General features: G+C 47.2%; 16 protein-coding genes and 1 tRNA gene. 4 read left to right on the top strand and 13 right to left on the bottom strand.

Annotation, left to right across the window (positions count from 1 at the left end; translation table 11 throughout):
* Positions 1 to 5: 5 nt before the first annotated feature.
* The 5 genes from IEU85_RS06635 to IEU85_RS06655 all read right to left on the bottom strand — a co-directional run bounded on the left by IEU85_RS06635 (position 6) and on the right by IEU85_RS06655 (position 4,271).
* Positions 6 to 242, bottom strand: coding sequence for a DUF4244 domain-containing protein (locus IEU85_RS06635; RefSeq protein ID WP_229714811.1), 237 nt, complete (start codon positions 240 to 242; stop codon positions 6 to 8).
* 86 nt (positions 243 to 328) lie between these two features.
* Positions 329 to 916, bottom strand: a complete 588-nt coding sequence (locus tag IEU85_RS06640; protein ID WP_188355468.1) for a type II secretion system F family protein — start codon at positions 914 to 916, stop codon at positions 329 to 331.
* Between the two features lie 9 nt (positions 917 to 925).
* Positions 926 to 1,717, bottom strand: a complete 792-nt coding sequence (locus IEU85_RS06645) for a hypothetical protein (protein WP_188355469.1) — start codon at positions 1,715 to 1,717, stop codon at positions 926 to 928.
* Between the two features lie 36 nt (positions 1,718 to 1,753).
* Positions 1,754 to 2,896: a TadA family conjugal transfer-associated ATPase gene (locus IEU85_RS06650; protein ID WP_188355470.1), complete on the bottom strand. Its 1,143-nt coding sequence runs from the start codon at positions 2,894 to 2,896 to the stop codon at positions 1,754 to 1,756.
* Between the two features lie 37 nt (positions 2,897 to 2,933).
* A complete protein-coding gene (locus IEU85_RS06655; protein ID WP_188355471.1) occupies positions 2,934 to 4,271 on the bottom strand; it encodes a CpaE/TadZ family protein in 1,338 nt (445 codons plus the stop codon).
* A 711-nt stretch (positions 4,272 to 4,982) separates the two neighbouring features.
* Here IEU85_RS06655 and IEU85_RS06660 point away from each other — a divergent pair.
* The 3 genes from IEU85_RS06660 (at position 4,983) to IEU85_RS06670 (ending at position 6,216) form a co-directional block, all read left to right on the top strand.
* Entirely contained in the window at positions 4,983 to 5,660 is a 678-nt protein-coding gene (locus IEU85_RS06660; RefSeq protein ID WP_188355472.1) for a DedA family protein, read from the top strand.
* 24 nt (positions 5,661 to 5,684) lie between these two features.
* Positions 5,685 to 6,077 (top strand): MmcQ/YjbR family DNA-binding protein, encoded by a 393-nt coding sequence (locus IEU85_RS06665; RefSeq protein WP_188355473.1) that lies wholly within the window; start codon positions 5,685 to 5,687, stop codon positions 6,075 to 6,077.
* A 66-nt stretch (positions 6,078 to 6,143) separates the two neighbouring features.
* Positions 6,144 to 6,216, top strand: a tRNA-Ala gene (locus IEU85_RS06670).
* 8 nt (positions 6,217 to 6,224) lie between these two features.
* On the opposite strand, the gene IEU85_RS06675 is transcribed toward IEU85_RS06670, so the two are convergent.
* The 8 genes from IEU85_RS06675 to dnaB all read right to left on the bottom strand — a co-directional run bounded on the left by IEU85_RS06675 (position 6,225) and on the right by dnaB (position 15,689).
* Complete coding sequence (locus IEU85_RS06675) at positions 6,225 to 7,163, bottom strand: glycosyltransferase family A protein (protein WP_188355474.1); 939 nt, start codon at positions 7,161 to 7,163, stop codon at positions 6,225 to 6,227.
* Positions 7,164 to 7,358: 195 nt separating this feature from the next.
* The gene (locus tag IEU85_RS06680; RefSeq protein ID WP_188355475.1) at positions 7,359 to 8,381 is read right to left on the bottom strand and encodes a LacI family DNA-binding transcriptional regulator; all 1,023 of its coding nucleotides are present in this window, start codon (positions 8,379 to 8,381) and stop codon (positions 7,359 to 7,361) included.
* Positions 8,382 to 8,514: 133 nt separating this feature from the next.
* Complete coding sequence (locus IEU85_RS06685; protein ID WP_188355519.1) at positions 8,515 to 9,234, bottom strand: HAD family hydrolase; 720 nt, start codon at positions 9,232 to 9,234, stop codon at positions 8,515 to 8,517.
* A gap of 165 nt (positions 9,235 to 9,399) precedes the next feature.
* Positions 9,400 to 11,328 (bottom strand): ABC1 kinase family protein, encoded by a 1,929-nt coding sequence (locus IEU85_RS06690; RefSeq protein ID WP_188355476.1) that lies wholly within the window; start codon positions 11,326 to 11,328, stop codon positions 9,400 to 9,402.
* A gap of 66 nt (positions 11,329 to 11,394) precedes the next feature.
* The gene (locus IEU85_RS06695) at positions 11,395 to 11,889 is read right to left on the bottom strand and encodes a phasin family protein (protein ID WP_188355477.1); all 495 of its coding nucleotides are present in this window, start codon (positions 11,887 to 11,889) and stop codon (positions 11,395 to 11,397) included.
* A 92-nt stretch (positions 11,890 to 11,981) separates the two neighbouring features.
* On the bottom strand, positions 11,982 to 12,764 hold the full coding sequence (locus tag IEU85_RS06700) for a type 1 glutamine amidotransferase (protein WP_188355478.1): 783 nt from the start codon (positions 12,762 to 12,764) through the stop codon (positions 11,982 to 11,984).
* Between the two features lie 82 nt (positions 12,765 to 12,846).
* Positions 12,847 to 14,253 (bottom strand): Mur ligase family protein, encoded by a 1,407-nt coding sequence (locus IEU85_RS06705; RefSeq protein ID WP_188355479.1) that lies wholly within the window; start codon positions 14,251 to 14,253, stop codon positions 12,847 to 12,849.
* Positions 14,254 to 14,258: 5 nt separating this feature from the next.
* Entirely contained in the window at positions 14,259 to 15,689 is a 1,431-nt protein-coding gene (gene dnaB, locus IEU85_RS06710) for a replicative DNA helicase (RefSeq protein WP_229714812.1), read from the bottom strand.
* Between the two features lie 258 nt (positions 15,690 to 15,947).
* On the opposite strand from dnaB, the gene IEU85_RS06715 reads away from it, so the two are divergent.
* Positions 15,948 to 17,294 carry an MATE family efflux transporter gene (locus tag IEU85_RS06715; protein ID WP_371866656.1) on the top strand — a complete coding sequence of 449 codons (1,347 nt, stop codon included), beginning with the start codon at positions 15,948 to 15,950 and terminating at the stop codon, positions 17,292 to 17,294.
* Positions 17,295 to 17,323 lie beyond the last annotated feature (29 nt).

Raw genomic sequence — 17,323 nt, forward strand, 5'->3', positions numbered from 1 at the left:
ATACTCTATGCCACACTCAACGCGGTTTTAACAATATTGGTGAGCATAGTGCGCACAGCCGATGACTTCAAAATCGCCACCAGCAACCCAGCAAAACCAGTTGCTGCAATCATTACTACAGCATATTCTGCAGTAGCAAGGCCTGCTTCAGGCTCTCTTGCTACGAGTTTGGCTCTAGCATCCAGCAAGCACATAGCTCGGTGTACGCGATCTTTTATACTCTCTGGCTGCAACTTCGACATTATGGGACTGTGGTTGTTCATAATATTCCTTTCTATGATTTGTTTGGATAGTGTTACTTTTGGAAAATCTTTGGGTTCTGGATGCATTACCCTCCTGCAAAAGATGCGATTGCTGGTACGATGCCAATAAGAATGAACGCTGGCAAAAAACATAACCCTACAGGAAGTAGTACTCGTACAGCAAGCACAGCAGCAGCTTCTTCTACTTGCTGTTTACTCGCACTTTCCATACGTTCTAAAGCTGCATCTAAACGGATAATTGGCGATATGCCGCGCTTCCAAGAGGCTTCAAGTGCTTCATACAGCGTGAGGATCAGGTGCTTGTGTGTAGAATTCATAACCGCATGCGCAGTTCGAGCGCCAGTGTCTATACCCCAAGAAGTCTCCCAATCATTGCCTCGTTCTAGTTCAACGCAAACATGCTGTATATATTGAGTTACTGGTCGAGCTTGTAATCCACAGACATATTCGCATAATTGTGCAATAACGCGCAGCGCTCGCGTCATGGATAGGCCTGATTGCATAGCTACACTCAGCATGGCAATAATTACTGCATCACTCGGCAACCCATAATGAGAGCTTCTCTGCACTACTTGTGCCCATTGATATGGCTGTATTGAGCCACCGAATACTGCCGCAGCTATCAGCGAAGTGATAATAACTGTATTGCTCATTTTCGCCTCCTATACCCTGACAGGCAATGCACGACGATTACGCGCACTACTGCCCGCGCCGAGACGAAATCTAAGTTTTTGAGTATATACCGAACGATAATCCCTGCGGTGTTGCAATCGGGCTTGTACTGTGTGAGCAAATACCTGCCCTTCTATGGCATCTTGCTCTTGTACAGCAGCAAGTAAACGCTGAATCCACACTAATCCGGCTATATACCACAGCAAAGCGGCTACAAGGCAGAGCCTGCCGAGGGTAGTCGTACACAAAAAGTGCAATGGATGAGCGCCCATTGCTTCACCAAGCACAAGAGTAAGTAACGGCAATGCAGCAAGCAGTCTTGCCGTAGCTTGAGGAGTTGTTAATGCTTGCTCACGTAAATCATGAAGAAGTTGCGCACGTTTGTATGCATCGACCACCACTTGTAAACACCGCGAGGTTTCGCACCCTATTTGCTCACTTAACGCATATGCCATATACGCCTCTACAGCTACTTGCTCAGTTACCGATGGTGATTCATCAGATAGCTTCCGGGCTGCACAAACATGATGAACGCGCTCTACGCTCAGCGACGCTGTTGGATAGGTATACCCTGCGAGATCCTGAAATGCCTGCAATGTCGTACCACCATTGCGCAAAGTCGACATAATATGCGCTAGAATCGCCCGAATCCCTATACGGCGTTGCGCTCTACTGCGCACTGGTGTAATTGCGCACATGCGCTCGCTTGTACGGTATGTTGTGCCAACTGCGCAGAATCCGAGTACCGCACTGGACACCAGTATGAGTATTGATATCGTCATAGCCACACCCCCTTATCCTTATCAAGCCCTGTCTTCTCATGCCATTGCGGTATATGAAGAGGTTGCAGCATGCAATGTGTTGCTTGTTGTGTAAGCTATGCGATAGCGCTCGGTGTCAGCAACGTGTTCAGCAGTAGAACATGTTGGTAGAAAAGGCATTGCTTCTGTTGACAATTGCAGTAATTGTGCCAAACCTGACCAGCCTGGACCATATTTTGGTTCTCTCACACCATCCCAAGCACATGCCATCTGACCTACAAGCTCTCCTTGATTTGAAGTAATTAGTTGACCAATTTGTGCAATATGCCGTACTCCATGTGTAGTGCGGCGCATATGAATTACTACATCAAAGGCTCCTGCTGCAAGCATTGCTATCGCCTGAGGCGTTAGTTCGGCAAGCAAACCTAAGGTGATTAGTCTCGCAGGTAGACGCTCAATACTGTCTGCGTGCACCGTAGTCATACCGCCACGATGCCCTGAATTGAGAGCTCGAAGCAAGTCTGCAATTTCTTCACCGCGGCATTCCCCAAGTACTACACGATCTGGGCGCATGCGTAGCGTTGCTTTTACTAACTGTGACAGCCCTACAGCTCCTTTTCCCTCAACATTGGCTTCTCTACTGGCGAGAGAAACTGTATTGTCATGATGGAGCGAGCCAAGTTCTCGCACTTCTTCGACGCTGACAATGCGTTCACAAGCATCCACTTGTTCTAAAAGCGCTTTGAGCATGGTGGTTTTCCCAGTTCCTGTACCTCCTGCAATAAGTACTGTGGCATGGCGATCCACAATAGCCTGCAAAATTGGCATCCATATTGCTGGAAATGCTCCTAATGTGACGAGTGAGTCTAATGTTGAACGGGTGCGGTCTGGAAATCGAATACTCAACGATGCTCCGTATGGCACAAGTGGCGCGATTACCGCATGAATACGGACACCTGATTGTGTGGCTGCGTCTGCAATCGGATGCACATCATCAAGTCGTTTACCGAGCTGTGCACATAGTTGTACCGCATACTCTCTCACTCCATGCGCACTATTGATACTGCTGCGCATAGGTTCAAATTCCATGCCATTGCCACGATCAACCCAAACTTGACCTTCGCAAGTAACCGTAATATCCGTTACTTGTGTATCTTGTGCCAAGGCGTCAAGTGGCCCAAGTACTAGGTGTTCTCCCATATCTCCTCCTTTCCCTAATAGCAACTGCAAAGCATATTTACTGCCCCTCATCTGGGATACGCTGCATAATCTCACTACACACTGCTTGTAAAGAGCGCCTATACTGTCGTGGGATATTTCGTATTCCAAGCCCAGCATTGAGCGAATGCCTTAGTGCCCGGTGCCGTGCGAATTGAGCGGTAATAGGGCGTTGTAGATATGCTTGGGCATCTTGGCTTTGCACTAATAGCGAACGCGATACATGTGGGATTTTCCCTATCAGTACAGGGTTACGCCATTCTCGTGCAATAGTTGGGTCACTGCAGTGTTGCCAAGCATGAATCATGCCGCGTGCTCTTGCTAGCCCAAGTACACTCATCTCCACCGCAACAACATGCACTACTGTTTGCGCTTGGGTTTGTAATTGAGAAGGTAGAGTTTCTACTTCTTCTTGCTGTCGCATATGTTTAGCTCGCGATTGGGTACTATGTCGCGCGGTTGGTACTGGCAGATCATTACCCGACTGCATCGAGTTAAGTGTATGCATACCGTCACTGGTATCAAATTGCTGTAGGTGCTTGGGATACTGTGTACCTGCATCTGCGATAACGATCTGTTTGCACTGTAGTAGCGCACGCACTGCAGCAAGTACTTCCCACCATTGAGCAGGGCTATGTTGCCATGAATCGCTCGCAAGTAATGGCATACCTTGCCAGCGCGGCAATTCTTGACAGAGTGATTGTCCATCAATACTGCCCAACGGGGCTCGAATCTGGCTCCATCGCAAACCTGGGGCACTTTCCTGCCCAAGTAGTATGTCAAGTCCGCCGGCGTTGAGATCTAAATCAAGGATCGCGCACTCATATTGGCGTAGTTTCAAGCTCCATGCGATAAGGGCAGCAAGCACACTGGTGCCTATTCCTCCACTTGCACTGTGTATCATAATCAGAGTTCCAGCACCGGATAGGTTATCGTCAGATGTTTGCTTTTTACTATGAGTACGACTAGATACGAGGTTATCGGTTGTCGCATAAGATGACAATGCAGCAGATGTAGCGGGTGATCTTTGTTGTTGCGTTAATGCCCTGAGCTCTTTTGGCATATAATATGGCATTTCGTCGATGACAGGCTCGCCGTCTGTCCGCCTATCATGTTTGCCTTTCAGTGCACTGCTACTTTGGGTATCCAGCAAAGACAAACTGCTGGCATGCGATTCTTCAGAAGGCGCATACTCTAGCTGGGGTTTCGCATATTCTGGCGCACTGTGTGGTACAGCACTGTGTTGTATACCGCTATGCTGCACTACCTCGTGTTGTATGCCGTGTTGCGCAGTGTCATGTTGTACAGCGTTCACTGGCTTAATGCTTGGTGTTTTTGTACTCTGTGCATGTTTCATAGCACTATTGTGGTGTTATGCGATTGAGTTGTATATATCTCGCTGCCATTGTTAACAAGTATGCACCCCCGAACAAATGCATTAGAAGGGGGTATTCAACACGCTTGTATTTTCAACATACAGCACTAAATAGCACAAAAAGAAACATTTAATACACGTATGAGAACTTATGACCGTTCAAAAATCCACAAACAACAAGCTCCAGACGATTTTTCTATAATTATCAAACTTTTGTGGTTTTTCTGTGCTCAGGGGTTGGCATTACTGGTTTTTCTTGGCATAATAATGACTACAAGAACAACTTAACAGCGGAAGCCCACAAAGGTTGATGACCACAAACGGTTGATGATGTTGGGCGGATACGAAGAGACTTTACCGCCATGACGATGGTGTTGTGCAGAGATTCCGCGAAGTTGAACTTGTACATAGAACCGACCCCCGTTAGGGGGTCGGTTTTTGCGTGCCTCAATTTTGTAGCATCATGCACAGAAAAGACATATATACACAGAAAAGTATCTCCATTTTTTGTACGAGGTTCTTTCTCGTCTATAAAACGATTCGTGCGCTCCATGCCCCAACTCATATTCCTATGTGGAGATTTAGCTAAATTCGTTACAAGGATTTGTAAAACTAGAGAAGAAGCTGCGCAATCCGTCACTCACCCTGCTATTCTTAAGGGCGAAAACTTTTAGTGCTAAGGATTAGACTCACATGAGCCTCATTAATTTTCTCATTCACCTGCTCAAGGATCCTCGCGCAGCCATTGCAGGATGGATTGCCATGGGCCCAGGCGTTGCCGTAGGATTTATTTTCCTCATCATCTTCATTGAAACCGGCGTAGTATTCTTCCCATTCTTGCCCGGCGACTCTCTCCTTTTTGCAGCTGGCGTTTTTGCAGCACCAGACGCACAAACCGGTCAAGCCGCTCTCCCGCTAGCTATGCTGCTTCCAGTAGTATGGACTGCTCCGATTATTGGTGACCAGTGCAATTACTGGATTGGCCATTTCTTCGGCAGACGCATTATTCAATCCGGCAAAGTCAAAGCAATGACACCTGAACGCATGGCGAAAACAGAAGCAATGATTGAAAAATGGGGACCATTAGCTGTATTCCTCGGTAGATTTTTCCCGTTCATTCGCACGTTTATGCCATTTATTAGCGGACTTTCTGGCATGCGATGGGCACGCTTCACCCCATTCTCCATACTTGGCGGTGTATGCTGGTCCTCGCTTTTCACATTCTTAGGGTATTTCTTCGGCAACATTCCAGCCGTCCAGCAACATTTTGAATTAGTAATTGTCCTTATTCTATTGGTTTCTTTGCTGCCAACTATTATTGGACTGCTTAAAGCACGTGCTAATAAAGCCAAGAATACCAAGCAAAACTAAAAGTAGTAGGTAGGCAAAAGGATTATGGATTTTATTGCACTTGCCAAACAAATTGCGCAAGAACTGCCCGCAGCAGAAATCTATCCTTTTGCCGACCGTTGGGATGCGGCGCGGGTGCGCGAGAAATGGTTCGCTCTCTTTACCGAGCACCAAGGTAATGCCATAATCAATCTTAAAGCTGACCCTGCCGACGCCAAGCTCTTATGCGAAACTTATGAAGGCATCACGCCTGGGTATCACATGAACAAAAAACATTGGATTTCTGTGTATGCTCATAAGGATGTCAATGATCAACTCTTACGGGAACTTATTATTGACTCATACTTAAACGTTGTTGCGAGCTTGCCTAAAGCTATGCAGCCTGTTCATCCTGAGCGTTTCGCACGCGAGTCCAGCAGTCCGCAATCCGTATTATAGTTAAGCAGGTTGGTACGCGCAGGTACTCGGTGGTACTTGATACTGCAATAATGCTTGTGAGTGCATGGGGCTATAGCTCAGTTGGTAGAGCGCTTCGTTCGCATCGAAGAGGTCAGGGGTTCGACTCCCCTTAGCTCCACAAATTTATCACTTAGTATAATCGCTTACACGCAAGCGCACTGCCGCTGCCATACCACCGTCACCGAATGATGGCGAGCGCATAAATTCTTGAGTTGCCAGCGAGTGCTGTTGGAGTTCTGGATGAACTTGTACGGCATCTTCCCACATACGCAATCGCGTCGTAGCAAGTGCGTCCAAGGCGAGTACCACACTATCGACATGCTGTGCATAAGACTCGCGATGCCGCGTAATCATATCACGCAAAATTTCCGTTCGGCTCGTCATGCTGGCAATATTGGCGCTTGCTGGCGCGGTACGGTATTGAATCAGAGGCTGCTCTAGCACAGTAATAGTTGATGTACCAGAGCCCCCATTTTCCAACAGTTTTAAGAAGAAATCCCAATCTTCAAACCCATGGCGCATAGATTCGGTATACCCGCCTGCACTCTGCCAATCAGCTTGACGAATAAGACATGCCGCCGGGCAACAATTACGCGGTAAGAAGTCCTCTAAGCTACCACCGATTGGCTTGACCACCGCATCGAGCACACCAAAACACTGTAACCAGCTAGAAACCGCGACTATCTGAGAAGACTTGCTCAGCTCAGCACTCGCTTGCTCCAAAAAATTCGGCATAAACATGTCATCGCCATCAAGCACCGCAATATATGGTGTTGTAGCGGCGGCAATACCAGCGTTACGCGCTGCACTGACACCAGCATTCTCTTGTGTCATCACTGTTATTTGAGGAATATGCTTATTGTGAGCTAATTGCTGAATCTGCTCAAGCACATCTAAAGATTGCTGATCTATCGAACCATCATCAACCACAATAACCTGAGTTGGAAGTAAGGTTTGCTGCAGGGCGGATTGCACAGATTGTAGTGGCAAATCCCCTTGATTATACGCAGTAATAACCACTGTAATTGGCTGAGTGCTACGCTGCGATGTATCCTTGTCTCCCATGTTCACATCCTACATGGCAATGCCAACTTCAAGATAAAGCCAGCTATTCAACTATCTTTTCAAATCGATATTCGCTTACTTATCCTAGAAGAGATTTTGGTTGCAAATGCCCAAAATATCTTCTACAAACTCTTCTACAAATCGTTAGCGAACTTTTCAAATCGTTAGCAAATTCCCCAGAGCGTTAGCAAACTTCTATAAAGCGCCTGTGCTCTGCCGTGTAACCAGCGTAGTTTGAAGTAATTGGTGAGGCTCTGCCAATACTTGCCCTTGCATCAGCTGCAGAATCTGTTCAGCAGCGAGTTGTCCCATGCGATGTGGATCTTGCCGTAGCGTAGTCAGTCCAGCCATTTCAGCACGTGAATTATCATCAAATCCAATAAGCGCAATATCTTCTGGCACGCGAATTCCTGCTTTGCGCAACGCATATTGCAAAGCAATAGCAAAATCATCAATCTCCACACACAATGCTGTTGGACGCCTAAACTGTGCAATAATACGCGATGACGTCTGCGAAACAGCTTCATCAAAACTGCGAAAATGCCCGAAATCCTGCCCCTCAAACACACTTAAATCGAACTCGTTATACCCTAAATCACGAGCAGCACGCAAGAAAGCACCAGAGCGGCGCTTAGCAGAGAGTAAAAAGTCTGGATTATTCGGCATTTCCACAAAGCCAATTCTGCGATGCCCTAAAGAATGCAGCAGACCGACTGCTTGACGCATAGCTACTTGCTCATCAACACGAACAGTTGCACTATATCCTGCTCGACTACGCGCATCTAACCCCACTGACGGCACAGTAATATCGCGCAAAATACGCACATACTCGTCATCAAGATTGATAGAAACAACAATAATACCGTCTAGATTCCGGTTGCCTGGCAGGTGGCGAACAAATGCATCAAGGTCTTCGCTGGTACTCACAACTCGCGGCACTACATCATAGCCCGCGGGTTCAAGCACTTCATATGCTCCCTGAATAGCGGAGGCATTAAACCAAGTATTGATGCGGTCAATAACCACAATGCTCACGCGCATTGTTTTGCCGCTTGCTAAAGAGGAGGCGCTGCGAGAGAGCGTGAAATGCACTGATTCTGCAGCTTGCTTTATGCGGTTTCGCGTAGCTTCACTTACACGACCGGTGCCGCGTAATGCTCGTGAAACTGTGGAAACCGATACTCCAGCAAGGTCTGCTACATCTTGCAAACTTGCCATGACTTGCTCCCTAACTAGGCTGTGCCCCTACTCTACTGCTCTGATTTGCTACATGCCGTACTTAACTAATACCGTACTTAACTAATGTCAAGCCTTCACCCACATTATGCGCACTGTGCGTAATATGTACAGGTTATAGGCTTTGCAAACGGCGGCTTACCATATTGCGTAAAGTATCAATACTTAACTCATCATATGTGGCAATGCTATCAAAGAATGGACCTGCTGGCTGGCCATCAGCAGTGCGAATATAGCCGGTAAGCGCCAAAACTGTAGTACCAGCTGCTGTGGCAGACTGCAAACCCACGCCAGAGTCTTCAAAAGCAACACATCTAGCCATCAGATGCGCATCATCAGGATCAATGCCAAGCACTCGTGCTGCCTGACGGTATGGGTCTGGATCAGGCTTATTTGCACGCACATCATCACCACATACGTATCCGCCAAATGCTCCAGTCGGCGCCTGACGCACCAATCCTCTAGCCACATGACGAGGCGAGGAAGTCACCAATACTGATGGAATACCAGCCTGCGCCACTAGCTCCAAAGCCTCACGTGCGCCCGGAATCCAAGGCATACGCTCCTGCTCACGGCGAGCAACATACGATATCAATTGGTCATGGATTTCCTGAACAGAAAGCTTGGTGCCGTGCTCAATCATTTTGCGAGCAACATTAGGCACTGACGTTCCTGTGCACTGCCAGCCTAATGCTTCATCCCACTCACCACCGTTGGCATGCGCAATCTCAATCTCACCATCATGCCAATATGGTTCGGAATCAATCAGCGTACCATCCATATCCCAAAATACTGCGAGCGGTAACTGTTGCTCGGCAATTCTGCGCGCAATCATAGTCTCGTCATACTGCGCCAAAAAAGGTTTTGCGCTCTGCGTCTCGGCTTGCTTCTGTTCAGTCATACTTCTACTGTAAAGAAACCCGTGGAATGAGTGAAATTTGACACTTGCTACAACACTTGTTGCGACACTTGCTACAGCACTTGCTACTGAATAAGCACGTTACCGACCTTTTGACTTTGGCTTGCGGTTTTTGTGCATAATATCCAGCACAATCCAGCATGACACCACAAATGCCACCACATATCCCATAAAGCCAATAATTGGAATACCAAATACCACCGGCTTAATACCAGCAAAATACACAATGGATGAGCCCACATACAAGCCCACCACAATCATAGCCATGGTAAGACGATCCACCATATAGCTCATTTGACGAATAGGCTCTTGAGAACCAACTAGCTCAATATTGGTTTTAATTTGACCGCGAGTGAGCATTCGTGCAGCAGTCTGTGCCTCTGCAAGCGCACCAAGTGAACCATGTAGCGCTTTATTGCTTTCAATGGCAAGTCGCTGCGCCTCGTCATGAATAGCCCCACGCACGCCAGTTGATGAAGCAATGTGTGCAGTAATAATATCAATCATGTCGGTGTCAGGCAGGAATTCATCAAGCACTCCTTCGAGAGTGACCAGCCCACGCCCAACCGTAGTAATAATACTTGGTAATTCAATATTGTGTTTACGCGCTAATGCAATAAGCGCACTAATAAGTTCGCCAACATTAAGATCTCTCAACTGTACTGTCGCAAAATCTTGCACAATAGCGTCAAGATCAGCCAACAGTCCTGGATGATCAACCTGTGACACGTCGCTCGGCCCAGCAAATCGCAAAAATGCCTCTGCCAGTGCTGGAGAATCCTGCCTACCAACTGCAAAAATCATGTCGCGCATAATAGAACGGTTACGCGCATTCAATTTGCCAGTCATACCAAGATCCAGCATCATAATGCACCCGTCATGCACCATAATATTGCCAGGATGCGGGTCGGCGTGGAAAAATCCTTCGTCAAGCACTTGTGCAGCGTAATTATCAACAAGTTTGGCGCCAATTTCTTCCAAATCGTATCCAGCTTCAACCAGCTGATCTGGATGCGAAATAGAAATTCCGTTTACATAATCCATCACTACAACATGCGATGTGCATAATGCCATGTACGGTTTCGGGCAGTCCATATACTGATAGTCCGCGCAGAAGTCTCGAAAATCGCGCAAATTCTGCGCTTCAATTAAAAAGTTAGTTTCTGATTGGAAAGTTTCCCAAAGCTCATCAACAACACCATGTAAATCTACAATTTGCGTTGATTTCACCACATGGCGCGCATAGCGAGCTACCGAACGCATAATATCGATATCTTGAGCCATAGTTTCGCGCACGCCCGGGCGCTGCACTTTGACCGCAACGTCTTCTCCTGAAATTAGTTTAGCGCGATGCACTTGAGCAAGGGATGCAGAACCGAGTGGCGTTCGGTCAATTTCTGAGAAAATTTCTTGTACTGGCTTGCCATATTCTTGAGTAAGCACATGTAATACTTGCTCGTATGGCATAGGATCTGCTTCTGCACGCAGTTTGGAGAGCTCATCGCAGAACTCTTGCGGTAAGATTTCGCTTCGCAGCGATAGATTTTGACCAACTTTTACAAAGGTCGGTCCCATAGCTTCAAGCATTAACCTCATTTTTACTGGGGTTAGCCCGTGGAAAATATCAAATTTTCGCGCAATGGAGAATATTTCGCGGATACGACGCACTTTACCAGCACGCGTGACGTGATATTGCTGAGCGAAATTAGTACCACTGCTACCAAAAAGCCCAATTGTTGGTGGTTGCGGCGCTTTGACCGTATCGGCAGTATGGGTAGCAGGTTCGGTGTCAGCAGATTCCGCGCCAGTAGATTCCGCGCCGATAAACTCAGATCCTGCAGTTCCTACATCGATAGATTGAGTGCCGATTTGCTCGCTAGAATTAGCTGAATCCACAGTGCTGGTAGCATCAGTAAAAATGCTAGATCCAGCAGAGGCAGCAGAACCAGACTGAGCATATTCAGTAGAAGATGATGTCTGATTGCTTGGTGGTTCTACTGCCTGAGCCATATTCCAACTTTCTATAACGCTAATACCAACTTGCCATATCTATAGCAATTGCTTACGCTGTCATAATTACTCTGCTGCTGTCTCGGTATCTGATGCTTGTGCTTCTTGAGCTTCCTCATCAGCGTGTTCAGCAGCTTGTGCCTCAGCCTCAGCGGCTTCCTGTTCTGCACGTGCCTTACGCTCCTCAACAATTTGCTGAGCAAGCTCGCCTACTTTTGCAACATAGTTTTCGCGCTCTTCATCGCTCATCAGCGACAATCGAGCCTTCAAAGCCGCATCCATCACATCGCCTACGACGTCCTTAGCTCCCTGAGCTGCTTCTTGAGCGGTATTATGCGCTGCAGCACTGGCATCATGGAGCGCGTTTGATGCTGCATCTTTTGCATGGCGAGAAAGTTCAGTATTAGCTACTTTGCTTTGCTTGACTACTCCCTCACCTTTGCGTACGAGCTCTTCAACAACTTTTTGACCTTGCTCAGCACCAGCAGCAACTGCACCAATTCCTGCCAAAACAAGGTTACGCATACTTTCATTTATTTCGTCAATATGTAAATCTGCCATATCGCCCTCCTTGGCATATAGTTGCTTGCTCCTATGGTAGTACACCAATGTTACTTTGCTGGTATTCACCACGTAAGGCGTCACGTGTCACACTACCGAGGGCGCTTCATAGCAACATGTCGAGCTTGCTCAGCTAAGGTATTGAGCCGCTCAAGCTCACGCTTGCCATTAGCGTCGCTTAATGGTCTAAATTCCCCACATCGTCTGCGCGCAGCCTGACCAATTAAAAAGTCTGCAATACGTGGATTTTTAGGAAGTAACGAGCCGTGCATATAGGTGCCAATAACATTATGCAAGCGAGCGCCTTCTGTATGATCCTGACCATTATTGCCCATACCGTCATGATCTACACGTCCTAAAGGCTCAACTCCTGCATGCAGCACAGTCTGCCCAGAATGATTCTCGTACCCTACAATATCGCCGAACTCATCAGAATGTTCTACGACATTGCCGATCATGCGCGTATCTTGACCAGTAGTATGTACGCCAAGTATGCCAATACCTTGGATGCGCTCTCCGGTAGCAGTTTCAAAATAGTCGCCAAAAAGCTGGTATAGACCACAAATCATCAGCATTGGAACGCCATCTTGCGCAAGTGCTTGCAATTGCGGAGCACGCATATATAAATCATCTTGGATGGCACTTTGTCCCTTGTCCTGACCGCCACCGCCGATAATCATATCAACCTGCTCTGGCCATGGATCGCCTTGATTATAGGCATGGAGTACTGGCTGATAGCCGTATAATTGCGCACGCCTCATAATGGTGAGCACATTGCCTGAGTCCCCATAGATATTCATGTCATTGGGGTAGAGGCTCACAATATCTAAAACTCGAGGAGTGCTCTGTATTGGGAAAGTTTGTTCGCTAGTCATCAGTACACCATTTCTGCAATTGTGCTATCACTATTTCGAAACTTTTCAGACGTTCATTTTAGACGTTGAAGAATGTTCGAAACTATTTCAAACCAACATCATCTACATGTGTTTTATGCGCTAGATGTGAGCGTATTGCCAGCATAGCCGTATATGTGCAGTATATGCGTTTTGGTGTCTCGCTATCACTATCGCAGAACTGATCTACAGCAGCAGTGAGCTCAGTATCCACATGCTCTACTGCTACTTGATCGTATTGCAACCGCAATGCCATATCCCAAGCACGCACACCAGAAACCATTGCAACGCCCTGCTTACGCAAAGATGTAAAATCAACATCCCACAGCCAGCTCATATCGCGACCATCAGCGTATTCATCATTGATAGCGATCATTGTTGCTGTACGCGATGGGTCAAATGAAGCCAGTGCAAGCCTAAATCCCATAGGATTTTTCACTAATACCAGTTCAATTGGGGTGCCATGGTAGTCAATAGTTTCTCCTCTACCAAAAGCAGGAGTGACTTGTGCAATAGCCCGAATAAGTGTTTCTGGACTGAGCTCTGGTTGCACAGCATGCACTACTGCCAGCGCTGCGGCCGCGTTATAGAGGTTGTATAAGCCTTCTAAGCGCATCGGTGTAGCGTATTGCTGATCGCCAAACTGATATGTGGCTTGATGCGTGCCTACTTGTGTAAGCAATACATCAGCAGCAGGGATTTGCGCATCTTCAGTCTGTGCATCTTCAGTTTGCGCATTCCCTGTTTGCTTATCTATAACATGCGTATGTTCAGTTTGCGCATCTGCAGCATTAACTTCCTGTACTGATTCTTGCTGCACACTCACTGTCGTTTGCATAGCATCATCAGTAGGGAATTGTTCGCGCAACGCTGGTGCCAGCCCGAAATACCGCACACTGGTACCAGCAGGAACGTCATGTGCTAACGCCCGAATACGCGGATCCTCGCGGTTGAGCACAACCACACCCTCGGTTGCAGCAGCTACTTTGCCAAGCAGTTGCGCCGTATGATCAATCTCTCCGAAGCGATCAAGTTGATCGCGCATCACATTCAGCAGTAATGCAGCCCGAGGATGTACCTGCTTCACAAAATGTACTGCATAGGCTTCATCAAGTTCAAGTACTGCAATATCAGCATCCAGCCGACCTCGCATATCAACTGCACCGAGTAGTGCCGAAACCACGCCTCGTGTGAAATTTGAACCCGTTGGATTAGTAAATACTTTCAGTCCACACTGTTCAAATACAGAAGCCACCATGCGCGTGGTGGTGGTTTTGCCGTTAGTTCCAGAGACTAGTACCACGCCATAGGGCAATTGGGCAAGAGATCGAGCCAAAAAACTTGGATCATATTGTTCAATAATTTTTCCAGGAAGAGCAGTACCTCCACCTCGCAGCGAAGCAAGTTTGCGTATTACCTTACCTATTGCTGGTGTGAATACTGCCTGCCAAGGGCGCTTAGTGCTTTGCATTGACGTTACACTCCTTGAGGAATTGGTGGCATGGCCATATTGCTCATTCCAGCATCATGCGCCATATTATTGAAGCGACTAAATTGACCAGTAAAGGTCAGCGTAAATGTGTCCGTTGGACCGTTACGATGCTTGGCCATAATAATATCGGCCTCGCCTTGGCGCTCTTCTGGATTATAGACTTCTGGTCGATGTACCAGAAATACCACGTCAGCATCCTGCTCAATAGAACCAGATTCACGCAAATCAGAAAGCTGCGGCTTTTTATCATTGCGCATCTCAGAGCTTCTGTTCAACTGCGAAAGCGCAACCACTGGCACTTCAAGCTCTTTCGCTAAGAGTTTTAGCGCACGTGAGAATTCCGAAACTTCCTGCTGCCTGCTTTCGATAGCTTTTCCTGAGGTCATCAGCTGTAAGTAGTCAATCACCACAAGTTTTAAGTCATTGGTTTGCTTCAAACGACGGCATTTAGCGCGAATTTCCATCAAACTCATATTCGGGGAATCATCAATAAACAACGGTGCATCACGTAATTTACCGAGGAAATTATTCAGCGTATTCCATTTATCGGCAGTAATGCGCTCTACTCTGCGCAAATCACCAAGTGAAATATTTGTTTCTGCAGCAATAATGCGCTGCGCTAACTCATTTTTGCTCATTTCCAAGGAGAACACCACAGCCGTTTGATGCTCATGCAGTGCTGCATGGCGGGCAAAATCAATACCAAGCGTGGACTTACCCATTGCAGGGCGACCTGCTACCACAATCATCTGCCCGGGCTGCAAACCTTGAGTTACATCATCAATATCTTTGAATCCTGTTTTAATACCCTGCTGAATTTCGCCACTTTGCATATCTTCAATCAGCTGCAAAGTATCGCCCACAACTGATCCGATAATTTCGTAGTCTTGGCGAACTTTTCCAATGCCCATTTCGTACACTTCAGCCTGGGCTAAATTCACAATATCTTCTGCCTGAGAGCCTTCCGCAGCATACCCCATCTGCGCAATTTTCGTTCCAGCAGCAATTACATTACGCAAAATAGCTCGCTGATGCACAATTTCCGCATAATATGAGGCGTTAGCAGCAGTTGGCACTGCAGCCACCAGCGAATGTAAGTATTCAGATCCACCTATTTTTTCTAATTCACCATCTTTGAGCAGCCGATTAGCCACAATCACCGCGTCAACTGGCTGAGATGCTGCAAATAAGGTAATAATGGCATCATAAATCGTCTGGTGTTTGGGCTGGTAAAAGTCTGTAGTAGTAATCATCTGAGAGACTTCACCAATAGCGTCTTTACTCATCAGCATGCCGCCAAGTACTGCCATTTCTGCATCGTCATCATGTGGCGGAATACGGTCAAAAATCACGTCTTTCCCACGTGCGCTATCTGATGCTGCTACCGCAAGTGCTGTTCCATGTTGCTCTGCCATACTGCTCCCTCTAGTTACCATTTCGAGTATAGCCGTCATGATGGCAAGACAACAGAGCATAATATCGCCTTGCAAAGAATTCACACACTACTTGCCAAGCTCACAGCAAACACATATTCTCCACCGCACCTCCTAACCCCACCAACCTCTTTTGCAACGCCGATGTGGCATTCATAACAATTAGCCTACAAATATGAGAAACTCTTCACCAACCCAATGCGCTTTACTATAATCCCCTATGTGCAAAAACAGAACGAAGTGAAAACCACACAGCCAGTTGCCTCACCTAAGCAGCTCCTGCTGCTCGCAATACCTACTTTAGGGCAGCTTATTGCAGAACCGACATTTGTACTGATCGATACCGCTATTGTGGGTCATGTTGGCGATGCAGCATTGGCTGGTCTTTCTCTTGGATCTACGATTATTCTTACAGCAGTGGGGTTATGCATTTTTCTCGCATACTCTACAACATCGCAGGTTGCGCATTTTTTCGGAGCTGGCAAGCGTAAAGATGGTTTGCAAGCTGGTATTGATGGTCTGTGGTTAGCTTTACTGATCGGCACGGCATTAGCGCTGTGTTTATTTGTTGTTGCGCGGCCACTGTGTATACTGCTTGGCGGTCAGGGTGAAGTACTCGAGCAAGCTGTGCTGTATACCAGAGCTATTGTGCTCGGCGCTCCTGGAATGTTATTAGTGTATGCTGCTACTGGCATTTTCCGCGGACTGCAACGCATTCGCATTACTCTTATTGCCGCAGTCGGCGGTGCGGTGATTAACACTATACTTGACGTGCTTTTTGTTATTGTGTTTGGCTGGGGAATTGCCGGATCTGGTATTGCCACACTTATTGCTCAATGGTCTATGGGGTTGTGGTTAGCTATTCCAGCCTGCCTTTGGGCCCGTCATGACGGCGTGAGTTTGCGTCCTCGTATTGAGGGTATTAAAGCTGCCAGCAGTGATGGCTGGCCACTATTTATCCGCACTCTTGCTTTGCGTGTGGCGATGGTAGCGACGGTTATGGTTGCAGCTCGCCTTGGCACGCAAGTACTTGCCGCATATCAGGCTGTGAATGCTGCATGGAATTTCGCGTTAAATATTTTAGATTCTGTTGCTATTGCCGGGCAGACGCTGGTTGGAGCTGCTCTTGGAGCGAAAGCATTTGACCAAGCTCGCAAACTCACTCGTACCACAGCAATTACTGGTACGCTGCTTGGTGTAGTTGTTGGCGCAATATTCGCCTTCCTCGGGGCTTGCTTTGCTTTTGCATTTACACCTAATGCTGAAATCCAGATTCTTATTACTGCTGGAATGGCTACAGTTGGTATATTTTTCCCTATGCTCGGCTGGATGTGGGCGCTAGATGGCATTTTGATTGGTGCTGGGGATTTCCGCTATCTTGCTTTGACATGTTCAGGAGTAAGCGCTGTGTATCTTGTTGTGCTTGTCGCATGTATTGCATTTTTATTCCCCCATATTCAGCATCCAACAGTACTTACTATTGCACTTTGGGGAGTATTTAATATTGTGCAAATGGGAGGGCGTACTATTACGAATGCACTGCGTGCTAGAACTGATTCTTGGATGCATAGAGAGACAGATGCATAGCGAGATAGCTGCATAACGAATGTTCATAA

This window comes from Galliscardovia ingluviei (assembly GCF_014635685.1).
GTDB classification, from domain to species: Bacteria; Actinomycetota; Actinomycetes; order Actinomycetales; family Bifidobacteriaceae; genus Galliscardovia; species Galliscardovia ingluviei.

What these genes read in the sequence shown, in the direction of transcription:
- IEU85_RS06640 (WP_188355468.1), bottom strand. Translation starts at nt 916, where the DNA reads ATGAGCAATACAGTTATTATCACTTCGCTGATAGCTGCGGCAGTATTC.
- IEU85_RS06635 (WP_229714811.1), bottom strand. Translation starts at nt 242, where the DNA reads ATGTCGAAGTTGCAGCCAGAGAGTATAAAAGATCGCGTACACCGAGCT.
- IEU85_RS06665 (WP_188355473.1), top strand. Translation starts at nt 5,685, where the DNA reads ATGGATTTTATTGCACTTGCCAAACAAATTGCGCAAGAACTGCCCGCA.
- IEU85_RS06650 (WP_188355470.1), bottom strand. Translation starts at nt 2,896, where the DNA reads ATGGGAGAACACCTAGTACTTGGGCCACTTGACGCCTTGGCACAAGAT.
- IEU85_RS06685 (WP_188355519.1), bottom strand. Translation starts at nt 9,234, where the DNA reads ATGATTGCGCGCAGAATTGCCGAGCAACAGTTACCGCTCGCAGTATTT.
- dnaB (WP_229714812.1), bottom strand. Translation starts at nt 15,689, where the DNA reads ATGGCAGAGCAACATGGAACAGCACTTGCGGTAGCAGCATCAGATAGC.
- IEU85_RS06660 (WP_188355472.1), top strand. Translation starts at nt 4,983, where the DNA reads ATGAGCCTCATTAATTTTCTCATTCACCTGCTCAAGGATCCTCGCGCA.
- IEU85_RS06680 (WP_188355475.1), bottom strand. Translation starts at nt 8,381, where the DNA reads ATGGCAAGTTTGCAAGATGTAGCAGACCTTGCTGGAGTATCGGTTTCC.
- IEU85_RS06675 (WP_188355474.1), bottom strand. Translation starts at nt 7,163, where the DNA reads ATGGGAGACAAGGATACATCGCAGCGTAGCACTCAGCCAATTACAGTG.
- IEU85_RS06690 (WP_188355476.1), bottom strand. Translation starts at nt 11,328, where the DNA reads ATGGCTCAGGCAGTAGAACCACCAAGCAATCAGACATCATCTTCTACT.
- IEU85_RS06645 (WP_188355469.1), bottom strand. Translation starts at nt 1,717, where the DNA reads ATGACGATATCAATACTCATACTGGTGTCCAGTGCGGTACTCGGATTC.
- IEU85_RS06695 (WP_188355477.1), bottom strand. Translation starts at nt 11,889, where the DNA reads ATGGCAGATTTACATATTGACGAAATAAATGAAAGTATGCGTAACCTT.
- IEU85_RS06705 (WP_188355479.1), bottom strand. Translation starts at nt 14,253, where the DNA reads ATGCAAAGCACTAAGCGCCCTTGGCAGGCAGTATTCACACCAGCAATA.
- IEU85_RS06655 (WP_188355471.1), bottom strand. Translation starts at nt 4,271, where the DNA reads ATGAAACATGCACAGAGTACAAAAACACCAAGCATTAAGCCAGTGAAC.
- IEU85_RS06700 (WP_188355478.1), bottom strand. Translation starts at nt 12,764, where the DNA reads ATGACTAGCGAACAAACTTTCCCAATACAGAGCACTCCTCGAGTTTTA.